This window comes from Methylobacterium sp. FW102-HT35C08 (assembly GCF_058790235.1).
Window position 1 is genome coordinate 2,778,975 of sequence record NZ_JBYTCL010000002.1, and the last position, 12,375, is coordinate 2,791,349.

Below are 12,375 nucleotides of genomic sequence, written 5' to 3' on the forward strand. Positions count from 1 at the left end.
ATGCGGCGGGAGCCCCTCATGTAAGCGCGACCTGCCGCACGCCAACCGCGCGGCTTGGTCGCGCCGCCTTACCTCACCCGACTTGCCTCAGCGGTTCAGTGCCAGCGCGGCACCCGATTTGGTTAGCGCACCTTCGAGGCCGCCGCCGCCCTGGCGCAGACGCGCCGCCACCGAGCCGCCCGGCTGATACAGGTAGACCTCACCGTCGCGGAAGTCCCAGGCCGAGACCCGGGACAGGTCCTTGTTGGTGCAGCCCGCCGCGGACGCCTTGTAGAGGTCGAGAGCCGGCGCGCTCGACAGCGTCACCTTGCAGTTCGCGCCCGTCGCATCCCGGGCATCCCAGCTGCCGACCACGGAGGCGCGTCCGCTCGTGACCACCGGCGGCGGCGGCGCCGGCGGGGCGACCGGTTCCGCGATGACGGTCGGGGCAGACGGCGACAATGCGGCCTGGGCGCCGGGCGGGGGCGGCGCGTCGGGGCTCGCCGACACGCCCGGCGGCGGCGCCAGCGGCGCGGCCGTCACGGTGCCCGACGGAACGGCCGGCACGGCTTCCAGGGACGCCTGGGGCGACGGAGCCCGGGTGCGCGGTCCGTCGAGGCGGCTCGAAGCACAGGCGCCGAGGCTGGCACCGAGACAGAGAATGACGAACGTCGACAGGCTCGGGCGCAGCATCGGTTCACTTCGGGTCAGGTTGAAGGCGCAATCGCGATTGCCCCCTGACTCCGTGCCAATTGCGCTGGCCGCAAGGCGGCATCCCCAACCGCGGTCGACTCCGCTGCGGAGAGGCCGCCTTTTCGGCCCAGTGTGGCCGTCAGGCCTCAGAGCTACGCAATCAGAGCGTGCGCTCGACCATCATCTTCTTGATTTCCGCGATGGCCTTTGCGGGATTCAGGCTCTTCGGGCAGGTGTTGGCGCAGTTCATGATCGTGTGGCAGCGATAGAGCCGGAACGGATCGTGCAGGCCGTCGAGGCGGTGGCCGGTGTTCTCGTCGCGGGAATCGATCAGCCAGCGATAGGCCTGGAGCAGCGCGGCCGGGCCCAGGAACTTGTCGCCGTTCCACCAGTAGCTCGGGCAGGAGGTGCTGCAGCAGGCGCACAGGATGCACTCGTAGAGCCCGTCGAGCCGCGAGCGGTCCTCGGGGGTCTGGCGCCACTCCTTCTCGGGCGCCGGCGTCTCGGTCTGGAGCCAGGGCTCGATGGCGGCGTGCTGCGCGTAGAAGTTCGTTAGATCCGGCACGAGGTCCTTGAGGACCGGCATGTGCGGCAGCGGGTAGATCCGGATCGCGCCGTCCTTGTCCTTGCGGGTCAGGACCGGCAGGGCGTTGTCCGGGCTCTTGCACTCGTCGATGCCCATCGTGCAGGCGAGCGCGTTCTGGCCCTCGATGTTCATCGCGCAGGAGCCGCAGATGCCCTCGCGGCAGGAGCGGCGGAAGACCAGCGTCGAATCGACCTTGTTCTTGATCCACAGCAGCGCGTCGAGGACCATCGGGCCGCAATCCTCGCGGTCGACCTGGTAGGTGTCGATCCGCGGGTTGGCGCCGTCGTCGGGGTTCCACCGGTAGATCTTGAAGGTCTGCAGGTTCCTGGCGCCAGGCGGGGCCGGCCAGGCCTTGCCCGGCGTGATCTGGGAGTTCTTGGGAAGGTTGAACTGGGCCATGGGATTCGACGGCTTCCGCTAGAGCAGAATGCGGCGGCCGGAAGAGCGACGCTCCTCCGGCGCAAGGGTTGTGCAAATTTTCAGATCAGTACACGCGCGCCTTCGGCTCGATGTACTGGATCTCGTTCGACATCGTGTAGGTGTGCACCGGACGATAATCGATGTTCACCTGATGGCGTCCCTCATCGAGCCAGGACAGGGTGTGCTTCATCCAGTCCTTGTCGTCGCGGTCGGGGAAGTCCTCGCGGGCATGAGCACCGCGCGATTCCTTCCGGTTGGCGGCCGATTCCATCGTCACGACCGCCTGGCCGATCAGATTGTCGAACTCCAGGGTCTCCAGGAGGTCGGTGTTCCAGACCAGGGACCGGTCGGTGATCTTTACGTCGGCGGCGGCGTTCCAGACCTTGTGGATCAGGCCCTTGCCCTCCTCCAGCACCTCGCCGGTGCGGAACACGGCGCAGTTGTTCTGCATCGTCTTCTGCATCTCGGCGCGGAGCTCCGCAGTCGGCGTCGAGCCGTTGGCGTAGCGGAAGCGATCGAGGCGCTCGAGCGCCTTGTCGGTGGCGCCCTTCGGCAACTCCATGGCCCGGCCGTTCGGCTCGACGATCTCGGCGCAGCGCTTGCCGGCGGCGCGGCCGAAGACCACGAGGTCGATCAGCGAGTTCGAGCCGAGGCGGTTGGCGCCGTGGACGGAGACGCAGGCCGCCTCGCCGATCGCCATCAGGCCCGGAACCACCGTGTCGGGGTTGCCGTCGCGCAGCGTCAGCACCTCGCCGTGATAGTTCGTGGGGATGCCGCCCATGTTGTAGTGGACCGTCGGGATGACCGGAATCGGCTCCTTGGTCACGTCGACCCCCGCGAAGATGCGCGCGGATTCCGAGATGCCCGGCAGGCGCTCGTGGAGGATCTTCGGGTCCAGGTGGTCGAGGTGCAGGTAGATATGGTCCTTGTCCTTGCCGACGCCGCGGCCGTCGCGGATCTCCATGGTCATGGAGCGCGAGACGACGTCGCGCGAGGCGAGATCCTTCGCGGACGGCGCGTAGCGCTCCATGAAGCGCTCGCCCTCGGAATTCGTCAGATAGCCGCCCTCACCGCGGGAGCCCTCCGTGATCAGGCAGCCCGCGCCGTAGATGCCGGTCGGGTGGAACTGCACGAACTCCATGTCCTGCAGCGGCAGGCCGGCGCGCAGCACCATGGCGTTGCCGTCGCCCGTGCAGGTATGGGCCGAGGTCGCCGAGAAATAGGCGCGGCCGTAACCGCCGGTGGCCAGGATGGTCATCTGGGCGCGGAAGCGGTGGATCTCGCCGGTCGCCTGATCGATGGCGATGACGCCGCGGCAGCGGCCCTCGTCGTCCATGATCAGGTCGAGGGCGAAGTACTCGATGAAGAAGTCGGTCTGGTTCTTCACCGCCTGCCCGTAGAGGGTGTGCAGCATGGCGTGACCGGTGCGGTCGGCCGCCGCGCAGGTGCGCTGGGCAGTGCCCTTGCCGTAATCCGTGGTCATGCCGCCGAACGGGCGCTGGTAGATCTTGCCTTCTTCCGTGCGGGAGAAGGGCACGCCCCAGTGCTCAAGCTCGTAGACGGCGGCGGGGGCGTTGCGCACGAGGTATTCGATCGCGTCCTGGTCGCCGAGCCAGTCCGACCCCTTCACGGTGTCGTACATGTGCCAGCGCCAGTCGTCCGGGCCCATGTTGCCGAGCGAAGCCGAGATGCCGCCCTGCGCCGCGACGGTGTGGGAGCGGGTCGGGAACACCTTGGTGATGCAGGCGGTGCGCAGGCCCGCTTCCGAGCAGCCCACCGTGGCGCGCAGGCCCGCGCCGCCCGCGCCAACGATCACCACGTCGAAGGCGTGATCGTGGATCGTGTAGGCAGGCCCGCTGCCGTTTGTGCCGTTGGCGGCCATGTTCGGCTCCTCGAAATTCGTGATGACGGGGTTCAGGCCGGCTGACCGAAGCCGATGCGCAGCACCGCGTAGACGCAGGCCACGGCCACCAGGACCGCGTAGACATTGTTGGCGAACACGGCGACGATCTTGGTCGCCTGCGCGTGAACGTAATCCTCAATGATCACCTGCATGCCGATGCGCATGTGGAGCGTGACCGACAGGAACGCCAGGATGAGGATGATCGAGACGAAAGGGTTCGCGACGACGTGGACTGCGTCCGCATAGCTGCGTCCCGCCATCCGGGCGATGATGATTACGAAGGACAGCATCAGCACGGTATTGGTCACTGCGGTAATTCGCTGCAGCCACCAGTGGCCGACGCCGTGATGGGCGACGCCGAGACCCGCGACGCGGGCGCGCGGGGTACGGATCGAGACGCTCGTGTCCTGCCGGACCTGTTCCTTGGCCATGCCGACCTCCTCAGCGGACCAGAAGGGCGACCGCCCAGATGACGAGGGTCAGCACCGTCGACCCGATCAGGGTCAGGCGCGACAAGGCGAGGCGCTTCTCGCGGTCGAAGCCGATCCCGAAATCCCACGCGAGGTGGCGCAAGCCGCCGAGCATGTGGTGCATCAGGATCCAGGTGTAGACGAACAGGATCAGCCGCCCGATCAGCGAGCCGAAGAACCCGGCGACGTAAGAATAGGCGACCGGCCCGGAAGCCAGTGCGACGAGCCAGATCGCGACCAGCGCAGTTCCGCCGTAGAGAGCGGTACCGGTGATGCGGTGAAACACCGACATCGCCATGGTCCAGGTCCAGCGATAGATCTGGAGATGCGGCGACATCGGCTGTGCCACTGTCGGGCGGGCGGTGGGTGCCATCGGGTTGAAGCCTCGCAGCTGCGAACTGGACCGTCTCTAATCTGGTAGCGCTAGTGGCTGAGGGAGCAAGCCGCAATGCGTCATGCTGCAACGCAATGTGGCGCGCTCGGCGACACTAAACGGATTCTGTCACTTCAGGGCTCCCAGGAACTGCCACCAGACGTAGTCGAGGGGGCCGGCCACCAGGAGCGAAACGAGCCCGAAGCTCACGGTGAGCCGCGTCGCGTCGCGGAGCCGGACCCCGCCGAGTTCGCTGGCGAACACGATCGGCGGCGCCTGATAGGGGAAGAACACGGTCGAGTAGCCGATCACCTGAAGGGAGACGACCGCCAGGGGTGACAGCCCGCTGGCCTGCGTCATCTCTCCGGCCAGCGCGGTGTAGAGGGCCGGCGCGCCGTTCGCGGTCACGAGCAGCGTCAGGACCGTGCCCAGGCCGGTGAGCACGGCGAAGTTCTGCAGCGGGGCGCCCGACTCCAGCGGCGCGATCGCGAGCAGCAGGTGACCGAGGCGCCCACCCAGGCCGGTCTCGTTGACCAGCGCCACGAGGCCGAGCAGCGCCGCGATGTAGAAGCAGGTGCGCAGGTTGACCTGCTGAAAGGCTTCTGGGGCAAGGACGCCCACCCGCGGCAGCAGGCAGATTACGGCTGCGGCCAGGCCGACCCAGGCCGGCGCGAGGCCGTGAAGGCTGTCGGTCATCCACAGGGCCAGGGTGCAGGCCAGGATCGTCGCGAGGCGCCGCTCGGCGGCCGAGATCGGCGGCAGGGCCGGCAGCGCCGGGGTGATATGGCCGAGCCGGTCCGGGAACAGCCGCACGATCAGCACCACGAGCATCATGCCCTTGATCACGGCCAGGACCGGCGCGTGAAGGAGGAAGTAGGACAGGTACGAGAGGTGAAGGTCGAGGAGGCGTTCCGCCGAACCGGCCATGACGAGGTTCGGCACGTTGGCCGGCAGGATCGCGGCGGAGAGGATCGGCGTCGCCACGCCGACAGCCAGGACCGCGCCGGCCCGTCCCGGACGACCGTGAGTCAGCCCAAAGGCGTCACAGAGCGCCAGGGTCACGGGAATCATCAAGGCGATCCGCCCGAGATTCGACGGCATCACGAACGCGATCAGGAAGCTCAGGGCCACCAGCCCGGCGATGAAGCGCTCGTACGAGCCCGCCAGGCGCAGGGCGAGCGCCCGGGCCATGCGGGCGCCGAGCCCCGTCCGGGTCATGCCCTGCCCGACCACCATCCCGGACAGGACCAGCCAGAACGCCGAGGCCGAGAATCCGGAGAAGACGGTGCCGGCGCTGCCGAGACGAAGGAGCATCGCGATCCCGAAGAAGGCGAGTGCGGTGACGATCTCGGGCAACAACGCCGTCGCCCAGAGACCCATGCACAGCATGAGCAGAGCCGCCGTCGCCGGAACAACCGCCACCCCACTCACCCGAACCTCCACGCCGCCCAGCCGTATCGAGGCGGCATCCTGGCCGGTCTGGAACGGTTCGCAATTCGGAAGATCTAGACCGAGCCTTCGTCAACGACGAAGGCAGAGCCGGCGCGACACGATCCAGGCTGACTGGCCTCCGACGTATGGCCGGCCGCGACCCGAACCGAGAGGCCCGGCCGCCGACGGCCGGAATCGATCCGGAGAGGCTCGGTGCGAGCAAGACGTCCGGCTCAGTAGCCGTAGCCGTAATCGTTGCACGAGCCCGAATCGTAGGTGCCGTAGCCGAACGCGGAGTCGCAGCTGTCGTCGCCGAAGCCGCCCAGACCGTAGCCGACGCCCAGACCGAGCCCCACACCGGCGAGGCCGTAACCGAGGCCGCGCCCATAGCCCCGGCCGTATCCGCGGCCGGCAAAGCCGCGACCGACGACGCCCCGGTTTCCGAGCGCACCGACCCGGGCGGCATTGTTGAACCCGCCGTTGCGGAAGCCGCCGGTGCGCAGGCCGCCGGTCACGCCGGCCGTGCGGAGGCCCGCACCACGGAGGCCGCCGGCTCCCGCGCCGAACCCTCCGACGCGCGCCCCGCCGAAGCCGCCACCGCGGAACCCACCACCTCCGAACCCGCCACCATGGAAGCCGCCGCCAAAACCGCCACCGTGAAATCCGCCCCCGCCGAAGCCGCGCGCATCCACGCTACCCGGGATGAAAGCCGCCGCAGCCAGGAGTGCGGTCGATGCCAGTGCCAAACGCTTCATCGGATAATCCAATTTAATGAGTGGTCTCTGGCCCTCCAACCTCGCTGAACTCCCGTGTATCCAAGCTTGAGTATTGCGACGGACGTGTCAGTCGGTCGCTGTGCCGAAGTCTCGAGACATTTCAGCAAGAGCTCGACAGTTCGTCGGCCCGCGGCGCCTTACGGCCGATTTACCGGAACGGCGGCTCGTCGAAACTGCGCAGCTTGCGCGAGTGCAGCCCGTGCCGGTCGACGCGCAACACGTCGAGGGCCGCGAGCCCGACCCGCAGATGCTCCGAAACCGCGCGGTCGTAGAAGGCGTTGGCGGCGCCCGGCAGCTTGATCTCGCCGTGCAGCGGCTTGTCCGACACGCAGAGCAGTGCGCCGTACGGGACGCGCAGCCGGAAGCCCTGCGCGGCAACCGTGCCGCTTTCCATGTCGACCGCGACGGCCCGCGACTGGTTGATCCGCCGCCGCTCCTGGCTGAACCGCAGCTCCCAGTTGCGATCGTCGTAGGTCACCACCGTGCCGGTGCGCAGGCGCCGTTTCAGGGCATCGGCCTGCTCGCCCGTCACCGACGCCGCGGCGCTCTGGAGCGCGAGCTGGATCTCGGCCAGTGCCGGCACCGGGACGTCCGGCGGCACGAGTTCGTCGAGGATCCGGTCGCGGCGCAGATACGCATGGGCCAGCACGTAATCGCCGATGGTCTGCGACTGGCGCAGGCCGCCGCAATGGCCGACCATCAGCCAGCAATCCGGACGCAGCACGGCGAGGTGATCGGTGATCGTCTTCGCGTTGGAGGGGCCGACGCCGATATTCACCAGGGTCGTCCCTTGCGCGATCCCGTCTGCGCTGCGCGCCACGAGGTGATAGGCCGGCATCTGGTGGCGGTGCCAGGGGGATGCCGCGATCACCGCCGCAGGATCGGCGTCGGCGGCCTCGGCCCGGGTCACCGAGACGCCGCCCGGCAGGACCAGCCGCTCAAAATCCTCAGCTCCGGAGGCCAAACGCTCCAGCCCGTGGCGGACGAACTGGTCGACGTAGCGGTGGTAGTTGGTCAGCAGGATCCAGGGCTGGACGTCGCGCCAGTCGCAGCCGGTGTAGTGCACGAGGCGCCGGAGCGAGTAGTCGACCCGCACGGCGTCGAACAAAGCCAGGGGCAGCGGCTCGCCCGCCACCTGGTCGAAGGTGCCGTCGGCGATCTCGTCGCCGACCAGCGACAGGAGCGGGACCGGGAAGTAGGTGGCGAGATCCGCGCCGTCGACGGCCCGGCCGCCCGCATCGAGGCCGGCTTCCAGGACGTAAGGATAGGGAATCTCCTGCGCGCCGAGGCCCACTTCGATGGCGATGCCGTAATCGGCGATCAGCGGCTCCAGCTGCCGGGTGAGATAGTCGCGGAAGAAGGCCGGATGCGTCACCGTCGTGGCGTAGGTGCCGGCAGCCTGGAGCTTGGCGGTGGCCCGCCGGACGCGCGGCAGCGGCCCGTCCGGGCGATAGCTGATCCGCAATTCGGGGTAGCGGAAGGCGAGGCGCTCCGTGGCATCCGGCGGCGGCCCGCCCGCGAGATAGCGCTCCAGGGCCTTCCGCAGGGCGCCCGCCGCATCCTCGTAGAGCTCGACCAGGCGGTCGATGGCGGTTCCGGCATCGGCCACCGCCTGCATCGGCCGCAATTCCCGTTCGATCATAACGCCTCCGTTGCTCGCGCCGCTCTACACCCGCGACCGCAGCGGGGCGAGATGCGGGCTTGCGGGCGCCTGTCCCTTGGACGACAAGCCGGCCCGATCACAGCGAGGCGGCATGGACGCGGACGCGTTTGGAATCCGTCCCGGCGAGGAGATGGCGGCGCTGCCCGCGACCTTCGACGCGGGACTTCACTTCATCGGCCGGCTGCGTACGCCCTGGCGGAAACGCTCCGACTGCCCGAAGAACGGGCGCCAGACCGACGCCGTCTGCACCGTGGAGGTCGATCCCGCCTACGCGGCCGGCCTGCGCAACGTGACGGGCTGCACCCACCTGATCCTGCTCTACTGGATGGACCGGGCGACCCGCGGTCTGCTTGTCCAGCAGCCGCGCCACGCCGACGGCCCGCGGGGCACGTTCTCGCTGCGCTCGCCCGCACGCCCGAATCCGATCGCCCTGTCGGTGGTGGAGCTGATCGGGCGGGAGGGTGACACGCTGCGGGTGCGGGGGCTCGACTGCCTCGACGGGACGCCGCTCCTCGACATCAAGCCGTACTACGCCTCCACCGATGCGCGGCCCGAGGCCCAGGTCGACCGCGCCGGGGCCGAGCCGTGAGGCGCGTCGTTCTTCTGAGTCTCGGCGGATTCGCGTTGCTGGCAATCGGCGGCTTCGCCGGGTGGCGCCTGCACCGACCGGGAGCCGACGCGCGGGCCTACGCCGAGATGCGCCTGATCGCCGTGCAGGTGAGCCTCGACGAGGCGCCGCCGGACTACGTGTTCTGGGCGGGCGATTCCCAGGTGGAACTGCAGCCCGGCAGCCAGCGGCCCTGCGGGCTCGAATTCCTCAATGGCGGGATCAGCGGCGCGACCGCGGGCAGTTACGCGGAGTACCTCGCGCGCCTGACCTTCAAGGTCCATCCCCGGCTCGTCGCGCTGACAATCGGGACCAACGACATCCTGGTGAAGAACAATCCGCAGCTCCACAAGCCGACGGAGCAGTTCGAGGCCGCCGCGGAGGCGATCATCAAGCGGCTCCAGGCCTTGAGCCCGCGCGTGGTGGTGACCGCCCTCCCCCCGGTCGGACGGGAGATCGGCAAGCTCGTCGAGGCCAGCGCGGTCGGTGACTACTCGCGGCGGCTCCAGAACCTGTGCGGGCGTCTCGGCTGCATCTTCACCGATCCGTTCGCGTCCCTGCGCGACGGCGACACCGGCTATGCCAAGCCCGGCGCCCTGCGCGACGGGCTGCATCTGGCAGCGTTCCGGCCGGCGCTGAAGGCCGTCGAGCCGGCGCTCTGCGCACCGTGACAGCGTGGGCTCCGTCTTTGCGAGCGGAGCAAGGCGAGCCAGGGTCGCGCCACAGCTCGAAAGGTCACGCTGCCCTGGGTCGTTACGCTCCGCTCGCGATCGGAGCGCGGGCTTCGGCCAGAAGCCGGCTCACTCCCACTCGATGGTGCCGGGCGGCTTCGAGGTGATGTCGTAGGTCACCCGGTTGATGCCCTTGACCTCGTTGATGATGCGGGTCGCAACCCGACCCAGGAAGGCCATGTCGAACGGGTAGAAGTCGGCCGTCATGCCGTCCACCGAGGTGACGGCGCGCAGCGCGCAGACGTGGTCGTAGGTGCGGCCGTCGCCCATCACGCCGACGGTCTTCACCGGCAGGATCACCGCGAAGGCCTGCCAGATCGTGTCGTAGAGCCCGGCCTGCCGGATCTCGTCGAGGTAGATCGCGTCGGCCTTGCGCAGGGCTTCCAGCTTCTCGCCCGTGATCGTGCCGGGGCAGCGGATCGCCAGGCCCGGGCCGGGGAACGGATGGCGGCCGACGAAGCCCTCGGGCAGGCCGAGTTCCTTGCCGAGCACCCGGACCTCGTCCTTGAACAGCTCGCGCAAGGGCTCGACGAGCTTCATGTTCATGCGCTCGGGCAGGCCGCCGACATTGTGGTGGCTCTTGATCGTCACCGACGGGCCGCCCGTGAACGACACGCTCTCGATCACGTCCGGGTAGAGCGTGCCCTGCGCGAGGAACTTCGCCCCGCCGATCTTCTTCGACTCGGCCTCGAACACGTCGATGAACAGGCGGCCGATCGTCTTGCGCTTGACCTCCGGGTCGCTGACGCCCTCCAGCGCCGCCAAGAACATCCCCGACGCCTCCACGTGGACCAGCGGGATGTTGTAGTGGTCGCGGAACAGGGCCACGACCTGCTCGGCCTCGCCGAGGCGCAGGAGCCCGTGATCGACGAACACGCAGGTGAGCTGGTCGCCGATCGCCTCGTGGATCAGCACCGCCGCCACGGCCGAATCGACGCCGCCCGACAGGCCGCAGATCACCTTCTCGGAGCCGACCTGCTCGCGGATCTTGGCGATCGCCTCCTCGCGGTAGGCGCCCATGGTCCAGTCGCCCGAGCAGCCGGCGACATCGCGCACGAAATTGCGGATCAGCAGGGCGCCATGGGGCGTGTGCGCGACTTCCGGATGGAATTGCACAGCGTAGTAGTTGCGGGCCTCGTCGGCCACCGCCGCGAAGGGCGCGTTCTTGGAGATCGCCACGGTGGTGAAGCCGTCGGGCAGCTTGGTGACCCGGTCGCCGTGGCTCATCCAGACCGGGTATTTCTCGCCCTTGTGCCAGACGCCGTTGAACAGCGGGCAATCGGCCAGGATCTCGACCTCGGCCCGGCCGAACTCCGCGTGGTGGCCGCCCTCGACGGCACCGCCGAGCTGCGCCGCCATGGTCTGCTGGCCGTAGCAGATGCCGAAAACCGGGACGCCCGAATCAAACACGAGCTGGGGCGCCCGGGGCGAGGCCTCGACGGTGACCGATTCGGGGCCGCCGGAGAGGATCACGCCCTTCGGCTTCTGCTCGCGAAACGCGGCCTCGGCCTTCGTGAAGGGCACGATCTCACAGTAGACGCCCTCCTCCCGCACCCGGCGTGCGATGAGTTGGGTCACCTGAGAGCCGAAATCGACGATCAGGATCTTGTCGTGGTCGGTGTTCATCGCGGGCGATTATCCGAAGGCCGGCGCGGGTGCAACGCACAAGTCCCGATTGGCCGGCCTTCAGATGTGCAGACGCGGATATCGACCGGGCGGACGGCCCTGAACCCGGCCCGATGCGGACACACTCAGTCGAAGTTGCGGACCTTGGCCGAGCCGCCGAGGCTGATCGCCGGCTTCGGGGCCGCGCCGGCGAGGCTGACCTTCTTCTGGCCGGGGGGCGTCTTGGCGCGGAGCTGCGGAGCGGCCTCCGGCACGGGCCGGGACGGCTTCAGATGCGCCTGCCCGTGGATCACCGAGCCGATCTCGCCCGCCGCCCGGACGAGGTCGTCGCGCTCGCAGGAGCGGGCGACCTTGAGCCCGAGCTTGTGCATGTGGCTCTTGCCGTAGAGGTAGGCAGCGAGCTGGGCGCGCTTCAACGGCGGGATCTGCTCCAGGATCAGCGGCAGGTCGAAATCGTCGGCCCGGTACACGGAGCCCAGAACCTCCAGGCTCACGGGGCAATCGACTTCGGGCTCGGCGCCGCTGGTCGGATGCGCTTGCGTCATGGATGCCTCTCGGGAGTCGATGGGTCGGGAGGAGGGTCGGATGCCCCGGAGCCGGGGTCGAGTTCAACCCCTATTCGGACGGTGAGGTTCGCGACGCGATCCTGCGGCGGAGTGGGTGACGGCTCGGCGTCGGGCTTCCATGCGCCGAGGCAGCCGGTACAGACGGATTCGATCACCGCACGCGCATGCGCCTGCCGCCGCGCCCACAGCGCCTCCCGGGCCGCGCGCGTCGCCTCGGCGTCCGACAACGGCCGGATTCGGATAAACAGCGGCTCCTGCGCCTCGGCCGCCGCCGGCGCACATGCGAGAAACCCCAGAAGGGCGAGCCGGCGGACGATGTCGCGCGAGGCAGTCTCGGCCGGCGGTGAAGCGCGCGTCATGCATTCCTCCCGGCGAAACCGAGCCGGATACGTCGCCCGACAGGGTAAACCCCGGCTTAACGCCCTGCGGCGGACCAGCCGGCGCGAGGAGCCGTGTCGGTGATCGAAGCGGCCCCACCCTCGGGAACTTCGAGCCGCGGCGTCGGTAGAATCGCAGACGGACCGACAGAAGGACTGTCCCATGCCTCAGAT

Annotated in this window: 13 protein-coding genes; 2 read left to right on the forward strand and 11 right to left on the reverse strand. The window is 68.9% G+C overall.

The genetic code is table 11. From position 1 onward, the window contains the following. Window positions 1–87: 87 nt before the first annotated feature. The 8 genes from AC3WSN_RS13235 to AC3WSN_RS13270 form a co-directional block, all read right to left on the reverse strand. The gene (locus tag AC3WSN_RS13235; RefSeq protein ID WP_192710861.1) at window positions 88–672 is read right to left on the reverse strand and encodes an AprI/Inh family metalloprotease inhibitor; all 585 of its coding nucleotides are present in this window, start codon (window positions 670–672) and stop codon (window positions 88–90) included. A 160-nt stretch (window positions 673–832) separates the two neighbouring features. Next, window positions 833–1,657: a succinate dehydrogenase iron-sulfur subunit gene (locus tag AC3WSN_RS13240; RefSeq protein ID WP_192710862.1), complete on the reverse strand. Its 825-nt coding sequence runs from the start codon at window positions 1,655–1,657 to the stop codon at window positions 833–835. Between the two features lie 85 nt (window positions 1,658–1,742). Then, window positions 1,743–3,560 carry a succinate dehydrogenase flavoprotein subunit gene (gene sdhA, locus AC3WSN_RS13245; RefSeq protein WP_238197852.1) on the reverse strand — a complete coding sequence of 606 codons (1,818 nt, stop codon included), beginning with the start codon at window positions 3,558–3,560 and terminating at the stop codon, window positions 1,743–1,745. A gap of 32 nt (window positions 3,561–3,592) precedes the next feature. Then, the gene (gene sdhD / locus AC3WSN_RS13250) at window positions 3,593–4,012 is read right to left on the reverse strand and encodes a succinate dehydrogenase, hydrophobic membrane anchor protein (protein ID WP_492538508.1); all 420 of its coding nucleotides are present in this window, start codon (window positions 4,010–4,012) and stop codon (window positions 3,593–3,595) included. A 10-nt stretch (window positions 4,013–4,022) separates the two neighbouring features. Then, the gene (gene sdhC / locus AC3WSN_RS13255; protein ID WP_192710865.1) at window positions 4,023–4,424 is read right to left on the reverse strand and encodes a succinate dehydrogenase, cytochrome b556 subunit; all 402 of its coding nucleotides are present in this window, start codon (window positions 4,422–4,424) and stop codon (window positions 4,023–4,025) included. Between the two features lie 129 nt (window positions 4,425–4,553). Beyond that, the gene (locus AC3WSN_RS13260) at window positions 4,554–5,855 is read right to left on the reverse strand and encodes an SLC13 family permease (RefSeq protein ID WP_492538510.1); all 1,302 of its coding nucleotides are present in this window, start codon (window positions 5,853–5,855) and stop codon (window positions 4,554–4,556) included. A gap of 233 nt (window positions 5,856–6,088) precedes the next feature. After that, window positions 6,089–6,610: a hypothetical protein gene (locus AC3WSN_RS13265; RefSeq protein ID WP_492538512.1), complete on the reverse strand. Its 522-nt coding sequence runs from the start codon at window positions 6,608–6,610 to the stop codon at window positions 6,089–6,091. Between the two features lie 169 nt (window positions 6,611–6,779). After that, entirely contained in the window at window positions 6,780–8,273 is a 1,494-nt protein-coding gene (locus AC3WSN_RS13270) for an AMP nucleosidase (protein WP_492538513.1), read from the reverse strand. A 112-nt stretch (window positions 8,274–8,385) separates the two neighbouring features. Between AC3WSN_RS13270 and tsaA the strand changes: the two genes are divergently transcribed. Together tsaA and AC3WSN_RS13280 are read left to right on the forward strand one after the other, a co-directional pair. Further along, complete coding sequence (gene tsaA, locus AC3WSN_RS13275; RefSeq protein WP_492538515.1) at window positions 8,386–8,883, forward strand: tRNA (N6-threonylcarbamoyladenosine(37)-N6)-methyltransferase TrmO; 498 nt, start codon at window positions 8,386–8,388, stop codon at window positions 8,881–8,883. Beyond that, complete coding sequence (locus tag AC3WSN_RS13280; protein WP_492538517.1) at window positions 8,880–9,572, forward strand: SGNH/GDSL hydrolase family protein; 693 nt, start codon at window positions 8,880–8,882, stop codon at window positions 9,570–9,572. Before tsaA ends, AC3WSN_RS13280 begins: the two co-directional genes overlap by 4 nt. Window positions 9,573–9,701: 129 nt before the next feature. Here AC3WSN_RS13280 and guaA read toward each other — a convergent pair whose 3' ends face one another. From guaA to AC3WSN_RS13295, 3 genes are all read right to left on the reverse strand, one after another. Then, window positions 9,702–11,258, reverse strand: a complete 1,557-nt coding sequence (gene guaA / locus AC3WSN_RS13285; RefSeq protein ID WP_192710871.1) for a glutamine-hydrolyzing GMP synthase — start codon at window positions 11,256–11,258, stop codon at window positions 9,702–9,704. Between the two features lie 125 nt (window positions 11,259–11,383). Beyond that, entirely contained in the window at window positions 11,384–11,803 is a 420-nt protein-coding gene (locus AC3WSN_RS13290; RefSeq protein WP_243908128.1) for a hypothetical protein, read from the reverse strand. Then, window positions 11,800–12,183, reverse strand: coding sequence for a hypothetical protein (locus AC3WSN_RS13295; RefSeq protein WP_192710873.1), 384 nt, complete (start codon window positions 12,181–12,183; stop codon window positions 11,800–11,802). The genes AC3WSN_RS13290 and AC3WSN_RS13295 overlap by 4 nt, the downstream gene beginning before the upstream one ends. Window positions 12,184–12,375 lie beyond the last annotated feature (192 nt).

What these genes read in the sequence shown, in the direction of transcription:
- AC3WSN_RS13235 (WP_192710861.1), bottom strand. Translation starts at nt 672, where the DNA reads ATGCTGCGCCCGAGCCTGTCGACGTTCGTCATTCTCTGTCTCGGTGCC.
- AC3WSN_RS13240 (WP_192710862.1), bottom strand. Translation starts at nt 1,657, where the DNA reads ATGGCCCAGTTCAACCTTCCCAAGAACTCCCAGATCACGCCGGGCAAG.
- sdhA (WP_238197852.1), bottom strand. Translation starts at nt 3,560, where the DNA reads ATGGCCGCCAACGGCACAAACGGCAGCGGGCCTGCCTACACGATCCAC.
- sdhD (WP_492538508.1), bottom strand. Translation starts at nt 4,012, where the DNA reads ATGGCCAAGGAACAGGTCCGGCAGGACACGAGCGTCTCGATCCGTACC.
- sdhC (WP_192710865.1), bottom strand. Translation starts at nt 4,424, where the DNA reads ATGGCACCCACCGCCCGCCCGACAGTGGCACAGCCGATGTCGCCGCAT.
- AC3WSN_RS13265 (WP_492538512.1), bottom strand. Translation starts at nt 6,610, where the DNA reads ATGAAGCGTTTGGCACTGGCATCGACCGCACTCCTGGCTGCGGCGGCT.
- AC3WSN_RS13270 (WP_492538513.1), bottom strand. Translation starts at nt 8,273, where the DNA reads ATGATCGAACGGGAATTGCGGCCGATGCAGGCGGTGGCCGATGCCGGA.
- tsaA (WP_492538515.1), top strand. Translation starts at nt 8,386, where the DNA reads ATGGACGCGGACGCGTTTGGAATCCGTCCCGGCGAGGAGATGGCGGCG.
- guaA (WP_192710871.1), bottom strand. Translation starts at nt 11,258, where the DNA reads ATGAACACCGACCACGACAAGATCCTGATCGTCGATTTCGGCTCTCAG.
- AC3WSN_RS13290 (WP_243908128.1), bottom strand. Translation starts at nt 11,803, where the DNA reads ATGACGCAAGCGCATCCGACCAGCGGCGCCGAGCCCGAAGTCGATTGC.
- AC3WSN_RS13295 (WP_192710873.1), bottom strand. Translation starts at nt 12,183, where the DNA reads ATGACGCGCGCTTCACCGCCGGCCGAGACTGCCTCGCGCGACATCGTC.